Raw genomic sequence first — 22,916 nt, 5'->3', positions numbered from 1 at the left:
GGGTTTCTCCCATGCTCCGTAACCAAGATCGCGCCCGGCTCGTTGTACACGTCCACGCACGGCCAACCGGGGTGAGGTTCACCCTTCAAGCCGCTACGGCAGCAGCCGGGGCCGCTTCCGGGCGGCCACGTCCTCGACCCAGCCGAACAGCGGGATCGCGATCCAGATCAGCAGCCAGCCGACGGCGAACATGAACCACTGGCTCTCCAGAGGCAGCCATTTCTCGAAGGCCGGCACGTTCCAGAACCGGTCGATCAGCGGGACGGCCAGGATCAGTGCCACCTCGTGCCAGAGGTAGATCGTCACCGCCCGCCCGTTGAAGATCGTCACCGTGCGGTCGAGCCTCCTGAAGCGGGCCAGCCAGGCGAAGTCGACGTCGTGACGGGCCTTGAAGTACATCAGCGCCGTCACGAAGCCCGCCGACCAGAAGGCCTGTGCGAGGGGGATGTCGTCCAGGTCGTAGGTGCCGTACTCCGCCTGGTGCGCGAGGGCGTACCAGGCGCCGTAGGCGAGGGCGGCCGCCGAGGCGAGCACCACCGCGGCCGGCTTCAGGCGCCGGAGGGTCCCCTCCCGGTGGGCGAAGCCGAGGAGCCAGCAGAAGAGGTAGGTGGCGAGGTCCGTGAGGGCGCTGCCGAGGCGGCCGTCCGGCGGCTGCCATCCGTACTGGAACACCACGATCGGGACGAGGGAGAGGAGCAGCACCGGTATCGGGGCCCGGCGGAAGGTGTTCAGCAGCAGCGGGGAGAGCAGCACGAACCACAGGTACGTCCGCAGGTACCAGAGGATCTCCCAGGCCTGTTCGCCCCACCGACTGCCCGGAGGGTCGCCGACCGGGACGATCCAGAACACGATCTGCCATCCCGGCATCCAGCCGTGGATCAGCATCGCCATCACGACGAAGAGACCCCAGAACCAGAACGGCGGCAGCAGTCGCCGCAGCCGGCCGCGGACCACCGCGAGCGCGGGGCGCTCCAGGGACTTGGCCATCAGGGTGCCGGCGAGCGCGAACATCACGCCCATCGACGGGAAGACCAGCCCGGCCCAGGCCCAGCCGAAGGTGTGGTACGTCACGACACGGACCAGGGCGACGGCCCTGAGCGCGTCGAAGTAACGGTCGCGGCCGCCCGATCTCCCTCGCGGGGCCGGAGGGGCCGCCACGGCCTCCTCCCCGTCACCGGCCGGCGGCACCTCCGTCGCGACCGTCCCCGGCTCCTCGGGGACGTACGGGCTCGACTCCTCCGGGACGTACGGCCACTGCTCCTCGTACGGGATCGCCTCCGCGTACGGCACCGGCTGCTCGTACGGCGACTGCTCCGCGTACGGCACCGACTGCTCGTACGGCGGCTGCTCGTACTGCTGCCGGTATCCGGGGTCCACCTGGTGCCCGTATTGCCCGTACTGCCAGTGCTGCCCGCCCTGCCCGTACTGCCCGTCCTGTCTTTGCTGTTCGTGTTCCGGCGTCCAGCTCATCTAGCTCACTCCTGCCGGGGTTCCGACCTCGCCCGTGCGTTTGAGCTTCTGCCAGCGGAGGCGGCCGCCGGTCAGGGCCGTGACGCAGGAGTGGATCAGGACCAGGTACATCATCTGGCGGTAGGCGAGTTGCTGCAGCGGCAGCATCGCGAGGTAGCGGTACCTCTCCCGGTCGAGCCGGAACGCGTAGGCGGCGCAGACCAGTTGGATCGCGAGGACGGCCAGCCAGGCGAGCAGCGCGGCCCGGAAGTCCACGAAGATCATCGAGTAGGCGGTGAACACGTCGATGAGCGGCGCGAAGACCGGCGTGACGATCTGGAAGAGCACCACCAGCGGCATGCCCACGCGCCCGAAGCGGCCCGAAGGACCCTTGTCCGTGAGGGACTTGCGGTGCTTCCACAGCGCCTGCATGGTGCCGTACGACCAGCGGTAGCGCTGCGACCAGAGCTGTTGGAGCGAACCGGGCGCCTCCGTCCAGGCCTTGGCGTGCTCCTGGTAGACGACCCGCCATCCCGCGCGGTGCATGGCGATGGTGATGTCGGTGTCCTCGGCGAGCGTGTCCTCGCTCATGCCGCCGACCTCCAGCACCGCGTCCCGGCGGAAGGCGCCGATCGCTCCGGGGATGGTGGGCATGCAGCGCAGCAGGTCGTACATGCGGCGGTCGAGGTTGAAGCCCATCACGTACTCGATGTGCTGCCAGGCGCCGATCACGGTGTCGCGGTTGCCGACCTTGGCGTTGCCCGCGACGGCTCCGATCTCCGGGTCGGCGAAGGGCTGGACGAGCTGGTGCACGGCGTCCGGCTCGAAGACGGTGTCGCCGTCCATCATCACGACGATGTCGTGACGGGCGTGCCGGACACCGTTGTTGAGCGCGGCGGGTTTGCCGGCGTTCTCCTGCCGGATGACGCGGACGTTCGGCATGCCGAGCGATGCGGCGATCTCGGACGTGTCGTCCTCGGAACCGTCGTCGACCACGATGATCTCGATCGGATGGGTGCTCTTCGCCAGTGACCGCAGGGTGTTGGCGATGCATTCCTTCTCGTTGTACGCGGGCACGACGACCGTCACCGGCCGGGTGACCGCGGGTCCCCAGCTGAACCTCCCGCCCCGGCCGCGCCGGCGGTTGCGCTGCCGGTGGTGCCGTCGGGCGAGGACCAGCATCATCGCGAACCGGCCCATGACGGCGACGCCGACGACCACGAGGAACCAGGAGAGCGCCGGTACGACCCATTCGGCGACCGCCACGGCGTAGACGAGCGCCTTGCCCTCGTAGAGGGTCGCGCCGGTCGCCCTGCGCTGGCCCGCCTGCGCCTCGGCGCTCGCGACGGCACCCGCCGAAGGTCCGCCGGCCGTCGCCGCGGCCCCGGACCCGGCGCCGCCGCGGCTCGCCGCCGGTCCCGACCCGGCCTGGTCCGCCGCCGCCCCGGATCCGCCCCTGCCGGCCGCGGCCCGGTTCAGTTCGGCCTGGGCGCCGCTGACCGTGGTGAAGGTGTAGCCCTTCGCCTTCATCTTCTTGATGTACGCGTCGAGCGCCCGGACCGTCTGCGAGCGGTCTCCGCCCGCGTCGTGCATGAGGACGATGGCGCCCTTGTTCTTCTTCGGTGTCGCCCACCGGACGATCTTCGAGATGCCCGGCTTCTTCCAGTCGTCGCTGTCGGTGTCGACGAAGACGCTGGTGTAGCCGAGGCCGCCGAGCTCCTTGTAGACGGGCCAGCTGTAGTTGTCGACGGCGCTGATCTCCGAGGAGTACGGGGCACGGAACAGTGTGGTCTGGACGCCGGCCGCGCCGGCCAGGGCCAACTGAGTCTGTTTCAGCTCACGTTGGAGCCGCGCGGTGCTCTGGTAGGAGAGATCGACGTGGCTGAAGGTGTGGATGCCGACCTCGTTGCCCTGGTTCACCAGCTTCTTCACCACGTCCGGGTAGCGGGAGACCATCGAACCGACCACGAAGAAGGTGGCGTCGACGTCGTTCTTCTCCAGGACCTCCAGGATTTCGGGCGTCCAGGTGGGGGTCGGCCCGTCGTCGAAGGTGAGCACGATGGTCTTGTCCGGTACGGACTGCGTCTTCGCGGTTCCGCCGGTGAACGTCAGGATGGGCCCGCCGTCGAGGATCTTCTGGGGGACCTTGTCGTAGGCCGCGCCGTCGCGCACCCGGGCGTCGTTGCCGATCTCCGAGCGCAGGTAGCCGTCGAGCAGCATGACGCTGACGAGGGCGAGCAGGAGCGTCAGGGCGAGGATGACACGGGGTTTCTGCAGGGCCGCGGCCTTCCCGGCGGCCCGCTCCAGCTTGGAGGGGGCCCGCCGACGGCCGCGCGTGGGTGTCGTCGTGGTCATGGAGTGGGCGCGCCCCGTCACTCGGCGCCGGTGGACGCGGAGGCCCCGGCGGTGGTCGTGGGGGGCGCGGCGGGCGCGGACCCGGTGAGCGGGCCCGACGGCGGGGCGCCGGTGGGTGCCCCGCTGGGCGCGGTGCCGGCGCCGGGCCCGCCGTAACCCCCGCCGGGTGCGGCGCCGGAGCGGCCGCCGCCGAAGGGGAGGAGCGAGGACGGCGTCAGCGAGGTGCCCCAGCCCATGAAGGCCATGCCGAGCACGACGGCGTAGCCGAGGCAGACGACGCCGACGAGCATCCCGACTCTGCTCAGCAGCCGGGCACGGCGCCCGGAACTGTCGACGAACACGGGGCCGGCCTCGGCCCTCCTGCCGCGTTTGCGGCTACGGCCACGCACCTGGACATGGTTTTCGACGGCGGACTCGGATTGCATTCCCCAGACGGTAGGACGCGTTTATGTGTCGGAAACTCCGAGTTCCGTATGAACGGCCCATGAGAGATGCCCGAGCCTGTACTTTCCCTATGAGAATCGAGAAATGCCCGCGCGCCCCGGACCCGATGGATACGGGAGATATGCACCGCTGTAAAGCCCGACTCGTCCCGTTTGCCTGCACTCTTGCCCAGGATTCCCCCGTACGCTGCCCATTCGGTATTCGGCTCCGGATGTGACACATTTCCAGTCGGGGAACGGCTGTTTGTTTTCGATCCGAGACAGACATCACACGAGATCACGAATGATCACGAGAGTGGGTGCGTGCGGAATGCGGAGTTTCCTGAGGCCGGCCGTGGGGGTCGTCTGCCTGGTGGCCCTGGCCTGTACGGGGTGCTCCTCCGGCAGCGGTGACGCCTCGGACCGGACGTCCGCGGGGGCCGGCCGGACGACGGCCGCGGCGGCGTCACCGGAGGCGGGTGCGGCGAAGGCGTCGGCCACCTCGTACGCGCCGTACGTGAGCGCCACGACCGCCGCGGACACCGACTCGGCGGGGTCGCCGACCACGTACAACCTGGCCTTCGTGATCTCGGACGGCAGCGGCTGCACACCGACGTGGGACGGGGCGTACGCCATCGGCGACACGGCGGTGAAGTCCCGCGTCTCGGCGCTCAAGGCGTCCGGCGCGCGGGTGCGGGTGTCGTTCGGGGGCGCCTCGGGCAAGGAGCTGGCGTCGACGTGCGACAGCGCGAGCGACCTCGCCGCGGCCTACGGGGCGGCACTGGACGCGGCCGGGTCCACGCAGGCCGACTTCGACGTCGAGGGCGCCCAGTTGAGCGACTCCGACGCGGTCGCGCTGCGCTCCGAGGCCATCGCGCTGCTCCAGAAGAAGCGTCCGGGTCTGACGGTGTCCTTCACCCTGCCCGTGATGCCGTCCGGGCTCGACGCCGACGGCCTGGCCCTGCTGGAGTCCGCCAACGACCACTCCGTGGACGTCTCCACGGTCAACATCATGACGATGAACTACGGCAGTTCGTACGCCGGCGACATGGGCGACTACGCGATCACGTCCGCCGAGGCGGCCCACACCCAGTTGAGGAAGGTGTTCGGACTGTCCGGCGCCGACGCCTGGAAGGGGCTCGCGCTCACCTCGATGATCGGCGTCAACGACGTGGACAACGAGACGTTCGGGCTCGCGGACGCCGCGCAGGTGCGGGAGTTCGCCGAGAAGAAGAAGGTGGCCTGGGTGTCGATGTGGTCGACGTTCCGCGACAGGCAGTGCGAGAAGGGCAGCGCCACGGCGGACGACGCGGCGACCGACTGCAGCGGCGTGCAGCAGACCGCGGGGGCGTTCGCGAAGGCCCTCGCGGGCTGATCCGGCGTCACGGGGCCGGGAGCCGTACAAGGGCCCTCCGCGGGCCGAGCAGGTGCCACGTGTCGTGGCGCGGGCCCGGGAGCGCCCGTAAGGCCGGGCCGGGGTGCCAGGGTCAACGGGCCCGGGAGCGCCCGCGAGGCCGGGCCGGCGTCAGGTGCCGGGGTCAGCGGGCCCGGTACACCAGTCGGCCGCCGATCACGGTCGCGACGCAGGTGCCCGCGCCGCGGTGGACCAGTTCGGCGCGGTCCGCGACGTCGAACACGGCGAACCGGGCGGGCCCGCCCGGCACCAGTCCGGGCAGCAGGATCAGCGGGGCCGGGGACAGCGCCGGCGGACCGGGGAGCCGGTCCGGCCGCCGTCCCACGGCGAGGCCGGCCCTGCGCACCGCGTCGAGCACGGCTCGCGAGCGCAGCTCGCCCGCCACCGCCACCGTGCCGTGCGCCAGCATCCGCTGGACCCCGCGCCGCGCGCTCGCGCCGAGGCGTGCGGGGTCGGCGCGGAAGATCCGCTTGGCCCGCTCCCCGCCGATGGGCTCGGTGCCGAAGCCTTCGGCCTCGCGCGGGTCCGGGTGGTAGGTGGCTTCCAGAAGCTCCGGGCCGTACGGGTTCAGCAGTCCCGGCGTCAGGATGCCGGGCCAGCGCCGCACCTTGGCGTCCGGACGGACCTCGGCCAGGTCCTCGTAGGGGCCGATGGCGGCGACGGCCGCCCCGTCGACCAGGACCGCGGTCCCGGCCGACTCCTCGGCCACGTGGATCGTCAGCACGGGGGCGTCAGTTGGACGCGAGCAGCTTGAGCTCGGGGTGTGCCGTGCCGCCCTCGATCGCCGTCGAGGAGATGTGGGACATGACGCGCTCGTCCACCGGGTCGTTCGCCGGGTCGTCGTGGACGACGATGTGCTCGTACGTCGTGGTCCGCTGGGCGGGGACCCGGTCCGCCTTGCGGATCAGGTCGATGATCTCCATGCGGTTGGAGCGGTGCTTGGCGCCGGCGGAGGAGACGACGTTCTCCTCCAGCATGATCGAGCCGAGGTCGTCCGCGCCGTAGTGCAGGGAGAGCTGGCCGACCTCCTTGCCGGTGGTCAGCCAGGAGCCCTGGATGTGGGCGACGTTGTCCAGGAACAGACGGGCGATCGCGATCATCCGCAGGTACTCGAAGAGCGTCGCCTGCGTACGGCCCTTCAGGTGGTTGTTCTCGGGCTGGTAGGTGTACGGGATGAACGCGCGGAAGCCGCCCGTCCGGTCCTGTACATCGCGGATCATCCGCAGGTGCTCGATGCGCTCGGCGTTGGTCTCGCCGGTGCCCATCAGCATGGTGGACGTCGACTCGACGCCCAGGCCGTGCGCGATCTCCATGATCTCCAGCCACCGCTCGCCGCTCTCCTTGAGCGGGGCGATCGCCTTGCGCGGGCGGGCGGGGAGCAGTTCGGCGCCGGCGCCCGCGAACGAGTCCAGACCGGCCGCGTGGATCCGCTGGACGGCCTCCTCGACGCTCACCTTGGAGATACGGGCCATGTGCTCGACCTCGGACGCGCCGAGGGAGTGGATGACCAGCTCGGGGTAGGCGCCCTTGATCGCGGCGAAGTGCTTCTCGTAGTACTCGACGCCGTAGTCCGGGTGGTGTCCGCCCTGGAACATGATCTGCGTCCCGCCGAGCTCGACGGTCTCCGCGCAGCGGCGCAGGATGTCGTCGAGGTCGCGCGTCCAGCCCTTGGCGGTGTCCTTGGGGGCCGCGTAGAACGCGCAGAACTTGCACGCCGTGACGCACACGTTCGTGTAGTTGATGTTGCGCTCGATGATGTACGTCGCGATGTGCTCGGTACCCGCGTACCTGCGGCGGCGTACGGCGTCGGCGGCGGCGCCGAGCGCGTGCAGCGGGGCGTCGCGGTAGAGGACGAGCGCCTCTTCCGGAGTGATCCGCCCACCCTCGGCGGCGCGGTCCAGCACGGACTGAAGGTCGGCCTTCTCGGTCACCGGGAGCGTCCCTTTCGTAAGGGTTGTGGACAGACTCAACCACCCTACGCCAGCCCGCCCCACCGGCCGACGCCAGGCCCACCGGCCGACCGGAGTCAGGTCTCCTGGCCGACCGGCGTCGGACGCCCCGGCCGGCCGACATCCGGCGCCCCGACCCGCCGGCGCACGGCGCACTGCCCGACCTCCGCCGCGCCCCGGGTCGGACACCGTCCGTCCTCCGCCGCCCCGGGCCGGGGTCAGGCCGCGTAGGCGCCGATCAGCAGCCCCACGTACGCCCCCGCGATCAGGAACGGGCCGAACGGGATCGACGTCTTGCGCCCCGCGCGCCGGGCGATCACCAGCGCCATCCCGTACAGCCCGCCGAACAGGAACCCGGCGAAGGTGCCGAGGACGACCACGCTCCACCCGTACCAGCCGAGCACCGCGCCGAGGCCGAGGGCGAGTTTCACATCGCCGAAGCCCATGCCGTTCGGGTTGACGAGGAAGAGCAGGAAGTACCCGCCGCCGAGCGCCAGCGCCCCGAACAGCGCCGTCGTCCACTCCCCCGCGTGCTCGGGCAACGCGGCGGCCACCCCGAGCAGGACGAGCGCCGCCGCCGCGAGCGGCAGGGTCAGCGCGTCCGGGAGCCGCTGCACCCGGAAGTCGACCACGGCGAGCAGGACGCCGAGCGGCGCGAGCAGCAGCCAGACGCCGAGCTCCGGACGCGTACCGGTCGCGAGGGCGAGTCCCGCGCAGAGGAGGGCGGTGACCGGCGCGACGAGAAGGACGCTGGGGCCGTAGCGGGTGCCGCCCGGGGAACGGGCGAGTCCCAGCCATCCGCGCGCGAGCCCGGTGATGGGCCGCCCTTCCGGGCAGCGGTCCCGCCACGGCTCGTCGGGGTCGACGGCGAAGCGGTACGCGGGCCTGGGCACCAGAAGCCCCGCCGCCGCGCCCCAGAGCGCGGCGGCGACGACGAGCCAGAGATCGAGATTCACGCGTTCCCCCAAGAGTGCGGTGTACCGGCCGGGCCGACCGGCGGCCCGGTGACGAGCGCCCCGGCCGTCGGCCACGGCCACCGACGTCCGCTCCCGGTCGGCGACCGGAGGCCGGAGCGGCCGGTGACCGGAGCGACGGGCGAGGCCGGGCGGCGGGCCTGGCGGTGGGCGGAGCCGGGTGGTGGCCGCGCCGCCCGGCCGGAAGCGGTCGGTGTGCGGGCCGGGCCCGAGGCCCGACCTGTCGTTGTGCGGGCCGGGCCCGAGACCCGACCTGTCGTTGTGCGGGCCGGATCCGAGCTCCGACCTGTCGTTGTGCGGGCCGGATCCGAGCGCCGGCCGGTCGTTGTACGGGCCCGACCCGAGCGCCGGCCGGTCGTCGTGCGGGCCCGACCCGAGGCCCGACCGGTCGTCGTGCGAGCCCGACCCGAGGCCCGACCGGTCGTCGTGCGGGTCGGGCCGAGGCCCGGCCTCTCAGCCCACCGCCGCCGTGCCGCTGCGCCAGGTCGGGAGGAGTTCGTCGAGCAGCGCCTCCGTCCGGGGCGGCAGCCCCCGCGCCCCGCTGCGGGACACCAGGTCCGCGGCGAGTCGCTTCAGCTTGTCCTCGTCGCCCGTCGCGTGCGTCGCGCGCAGCAGTTCGTTCCACAGCCGCTCGTCCGCCGGCGCCGAGTTCATCGACGCGTTCAGCGCCTCGATCGCCTTCTCCGCCCGGTCCTTCTCCAGGTGGAACGCGGAGAGCGCCAGACCGATGTCCGCCACGAGCAGCGGCAGTTGGGCGTCGATGATCTCGTGGGTGAGCCAGCCGTAACGCCCCTCGGGACGGTCGGCGAGCAGCGGACCGCGGACGAGGACGAGCGCGTCGGTGAGCAGCCGCCCGCGCACCACCCGGCTGTCGACCCCCTTGCCCTGCGTCGCCTCGTGGTAGAGGGAGCGCAGCACGTCCAGGTCGGAGACGACGGACTTGGCGAGCGTGAGCCGCCCGGTCGCGTCGGAGCCGAGGCGGGGGGTGCCGTCGGGGTCGTCGCCGAGCCAGCCGCGCAGCCGCTCGACGAGCGCGTCCCGCACGTCGTCGGTGACGCCGCGCGGCCACAGCGCGGAGGACAGCACACGCGGGTGCACCCCTTCGCGGTGCAGCAGGAGCAGCGCCAGCGCCTCGTGCAGCAGCGGACTGCGTTCGCCCTCGGGCGTCTCCAGACCGATGATCTCGTACGGGCCCACGAGCCGCGCGTACACGGCGGGCCGCCCCTGCTCGCTGATGTCGACGAGGAACGGCGGGGAGTCGGTCGGACCGTCGGGCCCGCCCTCCGGGTCCGCCTCGACGAAGAGTTCCACGACCGCCCGCTGCTGGGCGACCGGCAGCAGCTGCGCGTCGAGTTCGAGGCCGAGGAGCGGCGCGAGCAGCTTGCCCTCGCGGGTGACCTCCATCTCCCAGGCGGCGCCCGGCAGTTCACCGCTCTCGGTGCCGACGAGATAGCCGATGCCCAACCGGCCCGCGTCGGACGCGAGTTCGGCGAGCTTGAGGGCGTCCACGGGGGACGGTTCGGCGGCCAGGAGGACGAGGTGCGGGGCCCAACGGGTGTGCTGGGCGGGCCCGGTACGGCCGGTGAGCACCGAGTCGTGCCCGGCGGCTCCCAGCGCGCCGCGCCGCTGCCGCGTCTCGGCCTCCATGGTCTCGACGAGGGCCTCGATGTCGTCGAGGTGGCGCAGCCGGTTGGGCGCGAGCGGCGTCAGGTCCTCGCCGAAGCCGACGAGGGTGATCGTCATGCGGTCCGACCAGCCGTTGGTGGCCAGTTCGGCGGCGACGGAGGCGAAGACGCCCGCGCGGTCGGCCGCGCTGCCGCTCAGGGAGACGATGCCGGGCACGGCCTCCAGGTTGAGCAGCAGCCGGGAGTCGTCCATGGTGCCGAGGCTGACGAGGCCCGGGTAGGGGGCGGCGGTGTCGACCTCCTCGTACCGCTCGGCGTCCGCCCGTGCCAGCATCCAGAACGTCTGGTCCTGGCCGAGCTGCCACGGCGTGGGCGGTTTCCCGGCCGGCTGGGCGAGCTGGAGGTGCAGATCGCCGTTGCCGCCGAGCCAGGCCGCGTAGACGGTCGGCAGCGGGCGGGACTCGGCGGCGAGGGCGGCCGCGAGGCCGCGCAGCGACAGGTCGAGGAGGCGTACGCCCTCGGGGTCGGCGCCGACGAGCAGCGCGTCCTGGGCGTCCGCAGCGGATCCGGTGGGAACCGGCGGCTCCATCCCCCGGCGTCCGCCGACCGCGCCGAGCGCCGACTGCCACAGGGCCTGGCGGCGGCGCCGGCCGAGGGCGCCGAGGAGACCGGCGGCGAGGAGGGGCGCGCCGACGAGGGCCTCGGGCAGCCCGAAGGAGGACCCGCTGTCCTCGGAGGCCGAGGGTGCGCTCTGTCCGTCACGGGAGTCCGGGGCGGTCTCGCCGGAGGAGGCGCGGTCGCCGTCCTGGCCCTGGTCGCCGCCGGCCCGCTGCTGGGGGACGCGGAAGTGCGTGGTGTCGCGGTCGCCCTGCTCGCCCTGCCGGCCGGTGGCGCCCCGCTGTCCGCCGGCCTGCTGGTGGTCGCCGGTCTTCGCGTAGTCGTGGATCTGCTGCTGGACCTGCTCCGGGATACCGGGCTTGGCCTCGGGCATCTCGACGAGCTCGCCGCCGTGCGCGTCGCCGGGCATCTCCATGATCCAGCCGGGCCGGATGAGGCTGGCCTCGGACAGCTTGGACCCGTCGGGCTGCGTACGGTCCTTGTTGAGCTCGTAGATCTCCTTGTACCGGCGCCCGTCGCCGAGGTGGCGCTGGGCGATCTCCCAGAGGGAGTCGTGGTGGCGGCCCTCGGGGGGCTGGATCCGGTAGTACTTCGTGTCGCCGTGCCGGGCGGTGGAGCCGCCGTCCGGCTGGGCGGCGGCCCGGGCCGCGGCGTCGGCGGCCTGTTCGGCGACGGCGGCGGCTCCCGCGGCGGTCTGCTCCCGCTGCTGCCCGAACAGCGTGCCCGGGGTCTGCTGAGCGGCGGCGACGGAGCCGTGCTGGTTGCCTTCCGGGCTCTGGCCGAGCTGGGAGAGGCCCGGGGTGAAGCTCGCGGCGGCGGCCCCGACGAGCAGGAGTGCCGCGACGAGCTGACGGGCCAGCAACTGGCTGGCCCCGGCGCCCGGTACGCGGTTGGGCAGCCCGACGCCCGACAGCGCGGCCTTCATCTCGACGAGGACGCACGCGGTGAACTGCGCCCACGCGAGCCACACGATGACCGTCAGCACGTGGATGAACGTGCCGACGGTGATCTCCTGCTGGAGCCAGTCCAGCGAGGGCGTCCCGTGCGGCAGCGGCCAGCCCACGGCGACCACCAGCGCGCCGGGCACGCCGACGAGCAGGACCAGCAGGGCGACGAACGCCCCGAACGCCTTCACGAAGTCCCCGAACGTCCGACGACGCCGGGGCAGGGGCTGCGGCGTCCGATTCCTCGGACCCGGCGAGCCGCCCGTCGAACTGGAGGTGGTGCGTCGCGCCATGGCGGGTGTCCTGGGGTCGTTTGGGGAGGGTGTGAGTCGGGGGTGCCCCGAGCCTACTGAGAGTCTAAGGAGCCTGTCGAAGGCCGAGCGGAGGGCATTGACGCCACCCCGCCCGATTCGTCACCAACCGCCCGGGACAACCGAGTTGGCACCCACCCCGGAGCCCGTCGGCCGTCCTCTGTCTCCGCGGCCCTTCACACCACTCGCGGGACGGTCCTCACGAACCCCGCACAATCACCCTCCGGGGCGTCGGAGAGTGACTTTCGCGCCACCGGACGTGAATCCGGTCATTCAGGTCTCACCAGGCGGTCGCATAATCTGCCCCGGACGGGTCAAGTTCACCGGCACGCCGAGAGGGGAACCCGATGGCACTGAGGCGTGACGCGACGGCACGTCAGACGCGTCTGGCGGTGGAATTGCGCCGACTCCGCGGAGCGGCCGGACTTTCGTCCCGCGAAGCGGCCACACTGCTCGGAGTGAGTCCCGCACAGATCAGTCAGATCGAGGCCGGCCTCGCGGGCGTGAGCGAGAAGCGGTTACGCCGGCTCGCGACGCAGTACGTCTGCACGGACGAGGCGTTCGTGGAGGCCCTGGTCGCCATGGCCACCGACCGGACGCGCGGGTGGTGGGAGCCCTACCGCGGCCTGCTGCCCACGCCGTTCCTCGACCTCGCCGAGCTGGAGCACTACGCCACCTTCCTGCGGGACGTCCAGTTCCTCCACGTCCCCGGCCTGCTCCAGACGGAGGAGTACGCCCGCGCCGTGTTCTCCTACCGCGTACCGGAACTTCCGGCCGAGGAGGTCGAGTTGCGTGTACGGCACCGCTTGCAGCGACAGGAACTCCTCGAAGGCCCCGCCCCCAAACGGTACGACGGCCTCGTCCACGAGGCCGCGCTGCGCATCATGGTCGGCGACCGCGCCGCTTCGAGGTCCCAACTCGCCCACGTGCTGGAGCTGTCCGAGGCCGAGCACATCACCGTGCGTGTCATCCCCTTCGACCTGGAGGGGTTCGGTGGCGCCGCGAGTGCCATGACCTACGCGGGCGGCCCCGTCCCCCGGCTCGACACCGTCGTACGCGACGCTCCCCAGGGCGCCGCGTTCATCGACTCCGAGGCCCAGCTCAACGCCTATCGCACGCTGTTCCACAAGGTCGAGGCGGTGTCGCTGGACGCCGGCCGGTCCCGGGACTTCATCCACAGATTGACGAAGGAGCTGTGAGAGTTGCCCACGAGCACCCCTGACAACTGGCAGAAGTCGTCCTACTCGGGGCCCGGTGACGGCGACTCCTGCGTCGAGCTCGCCTCCACCCCCGCCCTGCTCCACCTCCGCGAGTCCGACGACCCGGACACCGTCCTCACCACCACCCCACCCCCCGTCGGCCACCTGCTCCAGGCCATACGCACCGGCTCGTTCGACACCCCCGGCTCGTAACAGCCCCTCAACGAGGCCCGGTTCGTCATGACGCCACCGTCCTCGGGCTCGCCCCGAAGTCGGGTCGGCGGCCCGGACGTTCGGTGTGGAGGACGTGCCCGTCGCGCGGGGTGACACCCGTACCCTTCGTATGGTGCTGACCCAGACGTACATCCCGGTCCCGGGAACCGCCGGCCAGGTCGTCCTCGTCTCCGGAGCCAGCCCCGTGCTGGACCTGGCCGAGGCGTTCCACGACATCTTCGACGCGGTGACCGGCACGTTCCGGTTCGTCTGACCGGGACTTCGCGACGCGACAAGGGGGAACGGACATGAGTGGTGGCGGCAAGAGCGACCTCGCGCTCCCGCTGAGCGAGCTGGAGGACTACGGCGGGCGGCTGCGGGACATCAAGACCCGGCTGAACCACACCAAGAAGCTCTTCGAGTCGTATAAGGACGACCTGGGCGACCACACCGTCTACGACGCCCTGGACGACTTCGAGTCCGGCTGGGAGGACGGCCGCGAGGACATCGGCCAGGCCCTCGACGCCCTGGCCAAGATGTCCGACGCCGTGGTCCGCGAGTTCAAGAAACTCGACGACGACCTGGCCAAGAACGTCTCCGAGGGAGTGAAGACGGAGAAGAAGGACGGGGCGAAGTAGTGCGAGAACGGAACCAGGACGGAGGACCGGTACCGGTCCGGCCCGTCGGGTTCTTTTCCGAGCTTCGAGGCGGGTGGGGGTTCGCCGGCTGCGGGCTTCTGCGGGATGCCGTCAACGCCGTGGGCGAGCCGGACGAGGCCGCCGTCCTCGGGTATCTCCGAGGCGGGGCCGGGATCTGGTCCGAGACGAGTGCCGGGGCCGATGTCCTGGACCCCGGTGGACCCGTCATGACCGGGATCGGGTCCCTGTACACGGACGGGAGCTGGGTGTGGCGGCAGGATCTCGCGTACTACCTCGGCACGTACCACGTCTCGCTCCCCCCGGACTTCCTCGCACACGTCCGGGACTCCCGCCACCGGGTTCCACCCGTGCCGGAGGCACGGCTCACGGAGATCCTGACGCGGGATCTCGGCATCCCCATGAACTGAGGGGCCTCCGGCCCGGTTGGGCCGGGACTCCGGGCGGGGCCTGGACCGAGGGAACCCCGACCCAGGAGGAACCCGGGGCTCAGCCCACCTCGTTCTCCGCCACCGCCCGGCCGTGGACGGTCACGTCTCCGCCGTAGAACATGCCCGTGAAGACCGGCGAATAGGTCAACTGGACCTCCACCTCGACCTGTTCGGCGTCCGCGGTCACGCAGTGGGTCGCCGCGATGTCCGCGCCGGACATGCCCATCTCCCGGGCGAAGGCCTTCACCCGGGCGCCGCAGTTCTCGAAGTTGATGGGCGCCGGGCCGTTCTCGTTCTCGTAGAGGGATTCGAGGTCGATGTCCTGGGCCGCGTACCGGGCCGCCTGCTCGGCGATGTCGGCGGCCCTCTCCCGCTTGGAGATGGACATCCCGCCATCGATCACGAACGCCGAGAGGGAGAGGAAGACCAGCGCGAAGATGATGACCGCGCCGGCCCCCGAGCCCCGGTCGTCGAGCCGCTCCCGGCGCGCGGCGGCCCAGCCCCGGACGGCCGAACCCGGCCGCGGGCCCCGGGGCGCGGGGATCGGTGTCCCGTTCCGCCGGGCGGAGGCCGGCCTCGGGCGCCCCCGCCAGGAGCGCCTTACAGCGGAGTTCAGCTTCATGCCGTCCTCCGGAACGGGTCGAGCGGTGAACTGAAGGACGCGTCCAGGGTGGTGGGCACATCGAGGCCGATCATCGCCAGGCCCCGCACCTCGCAGCTCACCTCGACGGTGAACAGCGTGTCCGGCTCGAAGCCCGTACTGGTCTGGGTGACGGTCACCGGACCCGAGCACACGTCCGACAGATCCGCCTCGGCCGCCTTCCTCGCCTCGGCCATCGCGGTCGCGTGGTCCTTCTGGATCGAACCGGCCCGCGCCGCGTCCCGGGCCGCGCCGTCCAGCGCGCCCCGGCCGTCGACCAGTTGCCCGAAGGCCACCAGCACCAGAATGAAGAGGATCATCACCGGCGCGAGGATGACCACCTCGATGGTCGACAGCCCCCGGTCGCGCCGGAGCCCGGACACGCGGTCCAGGAGGGCGGCGAGCCGGACCCCCGGTCCCGTCACGGCGCCTCCTCCTTCACGAATCGCTCCACCGGCCCGGACGACTGCGCGTGCACCGTCAAGTCCAGGCCCGGGAAGACCGAGGGGACCCTCGCCCTGATCTCGACCCCGACAGTGTCCGGCTCCGGCTGGAGCATCGTCACGTCCGGGGACAGCACCAGCTTCGGACCGAGCTGGCTGATGTAGCTGTCGACGACGTCCCCCGCCTCGCCGCGCCAGGCACCCGGCTGCGCGTCCGCCGTGGCACGGGCCTTGCGGGCGCCCGCCTGGGCCGCCGCCTGGGCGACATGGTCCGCGAAGAAGTACAGCGCGAACTGCACCGTCGCGAAGATCATGAAGAACAGCACCGGAGTGAGCAGCACGAACTCGATCGCGGTCATGCCGGAGTCACCGCGGGCGGAGGCTGCCTCCACCCTGCGGCGCACCCAGCGTCGTACCCCTCGGCGTTCGCGCACTGGCATCCCCGCCGCTCAGCAGGTCTTGCCGGCGTCGGCGCCCTTGATGCAGTCGCCGACCTTGTTGGCGCCGTCGCTCAGCGCCGCGTTGATGATCGCCGCGACCACGCCGACGATGGCGACGACGACGGCGGAGATGATGACCCACTCGACCGCGGACGCGCCCCGGTCGAGTTCCCCGGAGCGGGCACGCTGCACCCGGCCCTGGAGAAAGGTGATCAGGAAGTCCACCCCCGGGATCCCGGTGCTGAAGTTCCGTCCGTTCATGGTGAGTTGTCCTCTCGAAGGAAAGTGTCGGCCGACTGGCGCCCCCGCGGGCACCGTGGAAGATCAGACCTGGAACACACGCATCGCCGCCGGGAAGATCAGGAAGACCAGGAACCCGGCGCACAGCAGGAGTTGGGCGACGAGCATCGACTGCGACTTCTCGCCCGCGCTGCCCTCGATCTCGGAGAGCTCTCGGTGGCGCATTGTCTCGGCACGCGAGGCGAGCGACTCCCGCACCTTGGCCCCGTCGTCCGCGACCAGCGCCAGGGACGCCGACAGGTCCTTCAGCTCCTCGACGCCGAGCTCCTCACCGAGCGAGCCGAGCGCCTGCCACTGGCTGATGCCCGTGATCCGGGCGTCGGCGAGCGCGTTGCGGATGCGCTGCGTGGCCCAGCCGTCGGAGATCTCGGCGGCGGCCATCAGCGCCTCCGGCAGACCGCGGCCGCCGGCCAGGCTCATCGACACCAGGTCCAGATAGGCGCCGATCACCCGCCGAAGGTCGCGCCGCTTGTCGACCGCGTCGCGCCGCACCTCCAGATCGGGCAGGAAGAAGAAGACGACCGCGAAGAGCAGCGCGAGCCAGACCGGGATGATCGGGCTGGTGCCGGCCCCGAGCGTCCAGACGACGGCGAAGAGGAACGGACCGAAGAAGACACCGGCTGCGGCCAGCAGCACCTTCGTCGCCAGGAACCTCTCCCAACTCCGGTCCAGGACCGCCAGATCGGCGCGGAGCGAGCGCTGTTCCCAGCCCTGCTGGAGGTACAGCTCGGCGACGCGCCGGCCGACCTCCGCGCGCAGACTGCCGAGGCGTCCGCTGTCCCGCTGCCCGTGGTGCGCGGACTCGTACGCCGCCCCGCGGGCCCGCATGGCGTCGATACGGGCGACCTGCGCGACCGCGCTGCGCCTCGACGGCATGAGGGCGCGGACGGCGACGTAGACGCCCAGGCCCAGGACGGCGCCGATCAGGATCGGCATGGTCAGGTTCATCGGCGTACCGCCTCATCCCCGGAAACCGGTGTACGGGGCCGCACGAACCGCACGGACGACTCGTCCCGTACCAGGAACCGCTCCGGCGTCTCGATCGTGGACAGCTTGCGCAGCCACCAGAAGCCGAGGCCGAACAGCCCGCAGACGCAGGCCAGTACGAGCTGGCCGACGGCCGTCCCGTACGGCTCGACGAACTCACGGTTGAAGATCGACAGACCGAGCACGAAGGCGATGGACACCGCGACGACGATCTGCACGGAGCGCCGCGTCGAGGCGCGCTGGGCCATCACGCGCTGCCGCATGTCGACCTCCTCGCGCGCCGACTTGGCGAGCGCGCCCAGCACTTGGCGCAGACCGGGGCCGCGCAGCCGCGCGTTGAGGATGAGCGCGGCCACGATGATGTCGGCGGACGCGTCGTCGATCTCGTCGGCCAGTTGCTGCAGGGCCTCGGGCAGCGGTGTCCGGGACCGCAGCCGGTCCACCAGCGCGTCCAGATGCGGCCGCAGCACGGGGGCGGAGGCGCGCGCCGAGGCCGGGATGGCCTGCTCAAGACCGACCGCCCCCGCGATGGTGTCGCGCAGCGACTCGGTCCAGGACGCCAGTGCCTCCACGCGGCGCATCGCGGCCTTCTCCTCGGAGGCGCCGCCGAAGAGCTTGTCCCAGAAGAAGACGAGGATGCCGGCCGCGAGACCGGCGACGGCCCAGCGGGTGAGGAGCAGGACGACCAGCCCGGCGATGGCGGCGATCGAACCGCGCTGTCCGGCGAACCGGATCAGCTCGGCCGCGCGCTCGCTCGCCCGCTGCTTCTCGTGTTCGGGCTTGGCGGGCAGTCCGCGTACGGCGACGGCGAACAGCGCGAGGCCGCCGCCGACGGCGATCCCGCAGGCGAGGGCGTACAGGACGGGCAGGGAGAACAGCCCGCCCATGGAGCCGAGCGAGTCGAGGGCCGCGAGCGAGGTCGTGCCGGAGGTCCCGGCCTGCGCCTCGGCCGGGGCCATGGCCGTCGTCATGTCCTGGATCATCGTCGTCACCAATTCCCGCTGCCGGGCAGCCGGTAGCCCTGCGCGACGAGGTCGTCGAGGCAGGAGATGGGCGCGTGCGGGACGATCCGGCCGTCCGGGGCCTCGGCGAACACCTCGCTGGACAGCACCCGTCCGTCGACGCCGTTGACCTCGCGCACGGAGGTCACCATGCGCTGGAGGCGGCCGCCGGTCTCGTAGTCGTTGCGCCGCTGGATGAAGACCACGAAGTTCACCGCGCCCGCGATGAGCATCTGACTGGCCTCGATGGGCAGTCGCTCGGACGCCTGGAGCGCGTACGTGGAGATGCGGTTGAAGACCTCGCTGGAGCTGTTCGCGTGGATCGTGGAGAGCGAGCCGTCGTTGCCCTGCGACATGGCGTTGAGCATCGTCACGATCTCGTCGCCGAGGACCTCGCCGACGATGACCCGCGAGGGGTTCATGCGCAGCGAACGGCGGACCAGTTCGGCCATGGTGATGGCGCCCTGGCCCTCGGAGTTGGGCAGCCGCTCCTCGAACGCCACGACGTTCGGGTGCAGTTCGGCGAAGGTGTCGAGGCCGAGCTCGAGAGCGCGCTCGACGGTGATGAGCCGCTCGTGCGGCGGGATCTCGTTGGCCAGTGCGCGCAGCAGCGTCGTCTTGCCGGCGTTGGTGGCCCCGGCGATCATGATGTTCTTGCGGGCCCGGACGGCGCAGGCGAGGAAGTGGGCGACCTCGGGGGCCAGGGTGCCGTTGCCCACGAGGTCGGACATGAAGACCTTGCCCAGGCGCGCGCGGCGGATCGACAGGGCCGGCCTGCGGGTCACGTCCATGACGGCGGAGAGGCGGGAGCCGTCCGGCAGCCGCAGGTCGAGCTGCGGGTTCGCGGAGTCGAAGGGCCGGGACGACAGGCCCGAGTACGCGCCGAGGACCTGGATCAGCTCGATGAGCTCCTCGTCGGTCTCGGCGACGGGGTCCCCCTTGGTCTCCCGGCCGTCGGCGTAGCCGATGAAGACCTCGTCGTACCCGTTGATGTCGATGTTCTCGACTTCCGGGTCGTCCAGGAGCGGCTGGAGGCGGCCCACGCCGAAGAGCGCGGCGTGGACGGCGGCCGCGTACTGCTCCTCGGTCTCCGCGTCGAGCGGGGTCCGGCCGAGGTTGATCTCGGTACGGGCGTGGTCCTCGAGTATCTGGGCGATGACGGCGCGGGCGTAGTGCCGTTCGTCCTCGCTGGACATCGGGGTGACGCCGCGGACCTGGTCCTCGCGGCGCTGTTCGGAGATGCGGTCGCCGGCGTCCTGCCGGAACCGCTTGACGAGCTGGTGGTCGACGGCGGTCATCGGCCGGCTCCGGCGGCGGGCCGGGGCTGCCCGGCGTTCGGCCCGTCGGCGGGTACGGACCAGGCGGCACCGTACTGCTGGTACAGGTCCGCGGTCACCTTGCGGGCCGAGCGGATGAGCAGCGACTTGTCGAGGCGCCCGCGGCGGCGGCCGGCCAACTGGGCGGCACCCGCGGGGTCGTCGGCGATGGTGCCCACGACCCGGGCTCCGGTCTGGGCCGCCACCAGCATGTCGTTGACCTGGTGGACGAGCTTGGCGGAGTCGCCCGGGTCGGCGACGAGGACGACGCCGATGAACGGGGTGGCGAGTCCGCCGGCGCCGCGCGGTCCGCCGTGCAGCTTGGCGGAGAGGGCGGCGGCCCGGTCGCGGACGCGGGCGATGGCCTCGGGCTCGGTGCGGGAGAGCAGGAGCACCAGGGACGCGTGCGGGAACAGTTCGGTCGCCGGGGTGTCCCCGCTGATGCGGCCGCAGTCGGCGATGACGTCGGCGGGCGCGTTCGGGGAGTCGGCGAGCTGCGCGAACGCCCGGCCCAGGGTGGGCCAGAGTCCGGCGAGACCGGCGGCCTGCTCGGCGATCCCGAGTCCGACGAGGACGTCGAGTCCGCCGCTGAGCGGCTGTACGTGGTCCCAGAGCTGGTCGGGGACGAGACCGCGCCGGGCGGTCGCCGCGATCGACAGCATGCCGGTGTTCGGGTTCAGCGGGCCGCCGTGGGCCGCCGCGCTGCGGTACACGAGGTCGCCGCCGGCCGGGTCGGTCTCGGCGAGCAGGACCCGGCGGGGCCAGACCGCCGCGAGCGCCACCGCTGCGGTGGTGACTCCCGGGGAACCCTTGTCTGCGGCGAGGGCGATGAGCGCCATGTCTGTCTACTCACTCGCCTCTAGTTGCCGGGGACGATGACGAGGGCGACCTGGCCCGCCGAGGCCGCGGCGGCGACGGCGGCCGCCTCGCCGCTGTCCACCATCAGGGTGACGGGCAGGTTGGTGCTGCTGATCGTGCTGTCCGAGTCACTCTTGACCGAAATGACCTTCGCCTGCTCGACGATGGGCGCGGCGTCCGCGCTCGACGAGCCGGAGCCGGAGGAGTTGGACGAGCCCGACGAGCGGCTGCCGCTGGTCGTGGTGTCGCCGACGCGGTAGACGGCCACCGTGTCACCGGACTTGATGCCCGAGGGGTACTGGCCCTCCTTGAGGGAGACACCCACGGAGGCCTTGCCGGCCGGAAGCTCGGCACCCTCGGCGAACATGTCGCCGATGACCACGGTCCCCTTGTAGATCGGGGACTTGGCCTTGAGCTTCTTGAGCGCGGCGAGCTGGTTCCACTTGACGTAGTTGATGGAGGTGTCGTCCGCGACCAGCACGGAGGTCACGTGGCCGCCCACGGACTCACCGGCCTGGATGTCGCTCGTCACCTTCACGACCTCGACACGGTCGCCGGCGCGCAGCACCAGCATGGTGGCGCCGAGCGCGCCGACGAGGACGAGGAGCACCGCGAGCGCGGCCAGCGCCGGTTTGCGCTCGCGAGGCGGGGTGGGAAGCCGCTCGCCCATCGCCGGCTGGGCCGACGTGGCGGAACGGTTGTTGCCCGCCCCCGTACGCTCTTGGATCCTCACGCGACCGCTCCCCGTACACCCAAGAAAATGTCTGTCAATTCACGAGCCAAGTAGGACACTTCACCCCCGAGACCCTTTACGGGACGGACCGTGCGACCTGGTCGAACTCCGGCGCCGGGGCGAGTGTCAAGCCATGGCACCGTATCAGCCGCACATAAGCCCCTCAAGGCGCGTCAAGACCCCTGAAGCGCACCCGACTCGACGTTGTCGACGCGCAACGACACCTGTTCGGTTCCGTGTTGAGCGCGGCGGTACGCCCTGTCCGTCACCTGTGCGCCAGCGAATCACCTGCGCCCGCCGGAACGGCCGTCACGGGCCGTGCACGAGGCCTGCACGAGGTGCTCACGGACGAAGGCGCCCGGAGCACCGGCCTCAGAACCCCCACGGGTTGGGATGAGGCCGGACGGCCGGGTCCTCCGACCAGACCGGGCGGGCCTCCAGGTCGTCCCCCAGGAGTTCGGTGAGGAGGTCGACGGCCCAGGCGTTCCAGTAGACGCCGCCGCGGAACTCGGGAACCCGGAAGGAGGCGAGCCCCACGGGCAGGGCCTCCGGGCGGAAGACGGCCTTGGTGATCTCGCCCGTGGTCTTCTTCGGCTTGGACGACCGGCGTGTGTCCAGGCAGTCGACGGTCTGCTTCACGAGGTGGAGGACGTAGTCGTCCGAGCCGCCGGCGTCCGCGTCGGCGGGGAAGGCCGGATCGGCTGCTTCGATGACGACCGGTACGAAGGGTCCCGATTCCGACAGGTCCGCGGCGAGCAGGTCCGCCACGCGTCTGCTCAGGACCGGAGCGCCCGGATAACCGCTCGGGAACTCGCCCTTGCGCCAGGCGGGATTGCCGTCCCACGACGCGCTGAACCAGGTCGGCAGATCCGTCGCGGATCCGGTGATCTGCCAGCGGATGAGTCGTCTGAGGGAACCGCCGAGGAGCAGGGTCCGGAACTCACCCCTGCGCGGAAGCAGGCGGTAGACGGCGAGGGGGTGCGAGGTGCTGTCGGTCATTCACGGTCCCGGGCAGACTGCGGTCGGGGAGGGCACGCCGGTCGCTCAGAACCCCCATGGGTTGGGATGAGGCCTGACGGCCGGGTCCTCCGACCAGACCGGGCGGGCCTCCAGGTCGTCCCCCAGGAGTTCGGTCAAGAGGTCGACGGCCCAGGCGTTCCAGTAGACGCCCACGGGGAACTGCGGGACGCGGAAGGAGGGCAGGGCCAGAGGGAGGGCGTCCGGGCGGAAGACGGTCTTCTGCATCTCGCCGGTCGCCTTCTTCGGCTGCGACGAGGCGCGGGTGTCCACGCAGTCGACGACCTGGTCCACGAGGTGGAGCAGGTAGGCGTCCGCGGGCGCCCCCTCGACGCGGACCGGAAGGAGGCTGCCGGACTTCTCCAGGTCGTCCCGCAGCCGGTCCGCGAGCGGGCCGGCGAGGATCGGAGCGCCGGGATAGTCGGACGCGAACTCGGCCTTGCGGGCCTTCGGATCGCCCGTCCACTCCGCCGCGAACGCGGTGGGCCGCGGCGCCCGTTCGCCCTGGAACTGCCAGCGCTTGAGATCGACGAGCGAGTCGTCCAGACGGAGGGTGCGCAGATTCCGGGTGCTCGGCATCAGCCGGTAGACGGCCAGGGGTTTCGAGTTCATGAAGGACAT

Annotated in this window: 23 protein-coding genes and 1 pseudogene; 6 read left to right on the top strand and 18 right to left on the bottom strand. The window is 71.7% G+C overall.

The features are described from left to right. Nucleotides 1-93: 93 nt before the first annotated feature. From ACFRIC_RS33625 to ACFRIC_RS33615, 3 genes are read right to left on the bottom strand one after another with little or no spacing between them, the layout of a single operon-like run. Nucleotides 94-1,470 carry an acyltransferase gene (locus ACFRIC_RS33625; protein ID WP_382793831.1) on the bottom strand — a complete coding sequence of 459 codons (1,377 nt, stop codon included), beginning with the start codon at nt 1,468-1,470 and terminating at the stop codon, nt 94-96. Next, the gene (locus ACFRIC_RS33620; RefSeq protein WP_382793828.1) at nt 1,471-3,804 is read right to left on the bottom strand and encodes a bifunctional polysaccharide deacetylase/glycosyltransferase family 2 protein; all 2,334 of its coding nucleotides are present in this window, start codon (nt 3,802-3,804) and stop codon (nt 1,471-1,473) included. 17 nt (nt 3,805-3,821) lie between these two features. Next, nucleotides 3,822-4,229 (bottom strand): hypothetical protein, encoded by a 408-nt coding sequence (locus ACFRIC_RS33615; RefSeq protein WP_382793825.1) that lies wholly within the window; start codon nt 4,227-4,229, stop codon nt 3,822-3,824. Between the two features lie 328 nt (nt 4,230-4,557). Between ACFRIC_RS33615 and ACFRIC_RS33610 the strand changes: the two genes are divergently transcribed. After that, nucleotides 4,558-5,601, top strand: a complete 1,044-nt coding sequence (locus ACFRIC_RS33610; protein ID WP_382793822.1) for a chitinase — start codon at nt 4,558-4,560, stop codon at nt 5,599-5,601. A 163-nt stretch (nt 5,602-5,764) separates the two neighbouring features. Here ACFRIC_RS33610 and ACFRIC_RS33605 read toward each other — a convergent pair whose 3' ends face one another. The 4 genes from ACFRIC_RS33605 to ACFRIC_RS33590 all read right to left on the bottom strand — a co-directional run bounded on the left by ACFRIC_RS33605 (nt 5,765) and on the right by ACFRIC_RS33590 (nt 12,043). After that, nucleotides 5,765-6,364, bottom strand: a complete 600-nt coding sequence (locus ACFRIC_RS33605) for a hypothetical protein (RefSeq protein WP_382793819.1) — start codon at nt 6,362-6,364, stop codon at nt 5,765-5,767. 7 nt (nt 6,365-6,371) lie between these two features. Next, entirely contained in the window at nt 6,372-7,571 is a 1,200-nt protein-coding gene (gene mqnC, locus ACFRIC_RS33600) for a cyclic dehypoxanthinyl futalosine synthase (RefSeq protein ID WP_351863092.1), read from the bottom strand. A 236-nt stretch (nt 7,572-7,807) separates the two neighbouring features. Beyond that, nucleotides 7,808-8,545, bottom strand: a complete 738-nt coding sequence (locus ACFRIC_RS33595; protein WP_382793815.1) for a prepilin peptidase — start codon at nt 8,543-8,545, stop codon at nt 7,808-7,810. Between the two features lie 471 nt (nt 8,546-9,016). Further along, complete coding sequence (locus ACFRIC_RS33590; protein ID WP_382793812.1) at nt 9,017-12,043, bottom strand: BTAD domain-containing putative transcriptional regulator; 3,027 nt, start codon at nt 12,041-12,043, stop codon at nt 9,017-9,019. Between the two features lie 365 nt (nt 12,044-12,408). Here ACFRIC_RS33590 and ACFRIC_RS33585 point away from each other — a divergent pair, with 365 nt between their 5' ends. The 5 genes and pseudogenes from ACFRIC_RS33585 (at nt 12,409) to ACFRIC_RS33565 (ending at nt 14,539) form a co-directional block, all read left to right on the top strand. Beyond that, the gene (locus ACFRIC_RS33585; RefSeq protein WP_382793809.1) at nt 12,409-13,260 is read left to right on the top strand and encodes a helix-turn-helix domain-containing protein; all 852 of its coding nucleotides are present in this window, start codon (nt 12,409-12,411) and stop codon (nt 13,258-13,260) included. A gap of 3 nt (nt 13,261-13,263) precedes the next feature. Then, a complete protein-coding gene (locus ACFRIC_RS33580) occupies nt 13,264-13,473 on the top strand; it encodes a DUF397 domain-containing protein (protein ID WP_382793806.1) in 210 nt (69 codons plus the stop codon). Nucleotides 13,474-13,525: 52 nt separating this feature from the next. Then, nucleotides 13,526-13,747: pseudogene (locus ACFRIC_RS33575) on the top strand (hypothetical protein); the annotation flags it as partial. A gap of 34 nt (nt 13,748-13,781) precedes the next feature. Next, nucleotides 13,782-14,111, top strand: a complete 330-nt coding sequence (locus ACFRIC_RS33570; protein WP_382793804.1) for a hypothetical protein — start codon at nt 13,782-13,784, stop codon at nt 14,109-14,111. Between the two features lie 119 nt (nt 14,112-14,230). Further along, nucleotides 14,231-14,539 (top strand): hypothetical protein, encoded by a 309-nt coding sequence (locus ACFRIC_RS33565; RefSeq protein WP_382793801.1) that lies wholly within the window; start codon nt 14,231-14,233, stop codon nt 14,537-14,539. Nucleotides 14,540-14,618: 79 nt separating this feature from the next. Here the strand turns inward: ACFRIC_RS33565 and ACFRIC_RS33560 are convergent, their stop codons facing one another. The 11 genes from ACFRIC_RS33560 to ACFRIC_RS33510 form a co-directional block, all read right to left on the bottom strand. Then, nucleotides 14,619-15,182: a Tad domain-containing protein gene (locus tag ACFRIC_RS33560; protein WP_382793799.1), complete on the bottom strand. Its 564-nt coding sequence runs from the start codon at nt 15,180-15,182 to the stop codon at nt 14,619-14,621. Continuing rightward, on the bottom strand, nt 15,179-15,625 hold the full coding sequence (locus ACFRIC_RS33555) for a TadE/TadG family type IV pilus assembly protein (protein ID WP_382793797.1): 447 nt from the start codon (nt 15,623-15,625) through the stop codon (nt 15,179-15,181). Before ACFRIC_RS33555 ends, ACFRIC_RS33560 begins: the two co-directional genes overlap by 4 nt. Then, nucleotides 15,622-16,083 (bottom strand): TadE family protein, encoded by a 462-nt coding sequence (locus tag ACFRIC_RS33550; RefSeq protein WP_382793795.1) that lies wholly within the window; start codon nt 16,081-16,083, stop codon nt 15,622-15,624. Before ACFRIC_RS33550 ends, ACFRIC_RS33555 begins: the two co-directional genes overlap by 4 nt. Before the next feature lie 9 nt (nt 16,084-16,092). After that, entirely contained in the window at nt 16,093-16,344 is a 252-nt protein-coding gene (locus ACFRIC_RS33545; protein WP_028805786.1) for a hypothetical protein, read from the bottom strand. 63 nt (nt 16,345-16,407) lie between these two features. Next, nucleotides 16,408-17,331: a type II secretion system F family protein gene (locus ACFRIC_RS33540; RefSeq protein WP_382793792.1), complete on the bottom strand. Its 924-nt coding sequence runs from the start codon at nt 17,329-17,331 to the stop codon at nt 16,408-16,410. After that, entirely contained in the window at nt 17,328-18,257 is a 930-nt protein-coding gene (locus ACFRIC_RS33535; RefSeq protein WP_382794043.1) for a type II secretion system F family protein, read from the bottom strand. The genes ACFRIC_RS33540 and ACFRIC_RS33535 overlap by 4 nt, the downstream gene beginning before the upstream one ends. Before the next feature lie 101 nt (nt 18,258-18,358). After that, nucleotides 18,359-19,669, bottom strand: coding sequence for a CpaF family protein (locus ACFRIC_RS33530; RefSeq protein WP_382793789.1), 1,311 nt, complete (start codon nt 19,667-19,669; stop codon nt 18,359-18,361). Further along, complete coding sequence (locus ACFRIC_RS33525; RefSeq protein ID WP_382793786.1) at nt 19,666-20,526, bottom strand: hypothetical protein; 861 nt, start codon at nt 20,524-20,526, stop codon at nt 19,666-19,668. Before ACFRIC_RS33525 ends, ACFRIC_RS33530 begins: the two co-directional genes overlap by 4 nt. Nucleotides 20,527-20,546: 20 nt before the next feature. Next, complete coding sequence (locus ACFRIC_RS33520) at nt 20,547-21,278, bottom strand: RcpC/CpaB family pilus assembly protein (RefSeq protein WP_382793783.1); 732 nt, start codon at nt 21,276-21,278, stop codon at nt 20,547-20,549. A 372-nt stretch (nt 21,279-21,650) separates the two neighbouring features. Then, nucleotides 21,651-22,277: a hypothetical protein gene (locus ACFRIC_RS33515; protein ID WP_382793781.1), complete on the bottom strand. Its 627-nt coding sequence runs from the start codon at nt 22,275-22,277 to the stop codon at nt 21,651-21,653. 45 nt (nt 22,278-22,322) lie between these two features. Then, complete coding sequence (locus ACFRIC_RS33510; RefSeq protein ID WP_382793778.1) at nt 22,323-22,907, bottom strand: hypothetical protein; 585 nt, start codon at nt 22,905-22,907, stop codon at nt 22,323-22,325. Between the last annotated feature and the right edge of the window lie 9 nt (nt 22,908-22,916).

The organism is Streptomyces sp. NPDC056738 (genome assembly GCF_042790435.1).
GTDB lineage: Bacteria > Actinomycetota > Actinomycetes > Streptomycetales > Streptomycetaceae > Streptomyces.
This window is presented reverse-complemented; position numbering and strand designations above follow the sequence as displayed.

Excerpts from the sequence above, each read along its gene's own strand:
- ACFRIC_RS33625 (WP_382793831.1), bottom strand. The coding sequence starts at position 1,470 with ATGAGCTGGACGCCGGAACACGAACAGCAAAGACAGGACGGGCAGTAC.
- ACFRIC_RS33620 (WP_382793828.1), bottom strand. The coding sequence starts at position 3,804 with ATGACCACGACGACACCCACGCGCGGCCGTCGGCGGGCCCCCTCCAAG.
- ACFRIC_RS33615 (WP_382793825.1), bottom strand. The coding sequence starts at position 4,229 with ATGCAATCCGAGTCCGCCGTCGAAAACCATGTCCAGGTGCGTGGCCGT.
- ACFRIC_RS33610 (WP_382793822.1), top strand. The coding sequence starts at position 4,558 with ATGCGGAGTTTCCTGAGGCCGGCCGTGGGGGTCGTCTGCCTGGTGGCC.
- ACFRIC_RS33590 (WP_382793812.1), bottom strand. The coding sequence starts at position 12,043 with ATGGCGCGACGCACCACCTCCAGTTCGACGGGCGGCTCGCCGGGTCCG.
- ACFRIC_RS33585 (WP_382793809.1), top strand. The coding sequence starts at position 12,409 with ATGGCACTGAGGCGTGACGCGACGGCACGTCAGACGCGTCTGGCGGTG.
- ACFRIC_RS33570 (WP_382793804.1), top strand. The coding sequence starts at position 13,782 with ATGAGTGGTGGCGGCAAGAGCGACCTCGCGCTCCCGCTGAGCGAGCTG.
- ACFRIC_RS33560 (WP_382793799.1), bottom strand. The coding sequence starts at position 15,182 with ATGAAGCTGAACTCCGCTGTAAGGCGCTCCTGGCGGGGGCGCCCGAGG.
- ACFRIC_RS33550 (WP_382793795.1), bottom strand. The coding sequence starts at position 16,083 with ATGCCAGTGCGCGAACGCCGAGGGGTACGACGCTGGGTGCGCCGCAGG.
- ACFRIC_RS33545 (WP_028805786.1), bottom strand. The coding sequence starts at position 16,344 with ATGAACGGACGGAACTTCAGCACCGGGATCCCGGGGGTGGACTTCCTG.
- ACFRIC_RS33540 (WP_382793792.1), bottom strand. The coding sequence starts at position 17,331 with ATGAACCTGACCATGCCGATCCTGATCGGCGCCGTCCTGGGCCTGGGC.
- ACFRIC_RS33535 (WP_382794043.1), bottom strand. The coding sequence starts at position 18,257 with ATGGGCGGGCTGTTCTCCCTGCCCGTCCTGTACGCCCTCGCCTGCGGG.
- ACFRIC_RS33530 (WP_382793789.1), bottom strand. The coding sequence starts at position 19,669 with ATGACCGCCGTCGACCACCAGCTCGTCAAGCGGTTCCGGCAGGACGCC.
- ACFRIC_RS33525 (WP_382793786.1), bottom strand. The coding sequence starts at position 20,526 with ATGGCGCTCATCGCCCTCGCCGCAGACAAGGGTTCCCCGGGAGTCACC.
- ACFRIC_RS33515 (WP_382793781.1), bottom strand. The coding sequence starts at position 22,277 with ATGACCGACAGCACCTCGCACCCCCTCGCCGTCTACCGCCTGCTTCCG.
- ACFRIC_RS33510 (WP_382793778.1), bottom strand. The coding sequence starts at position 22,907 with ATGAACTCGAAACCCCTGGCCGTCTACCGGCTGATGCCGAGCACCCGG.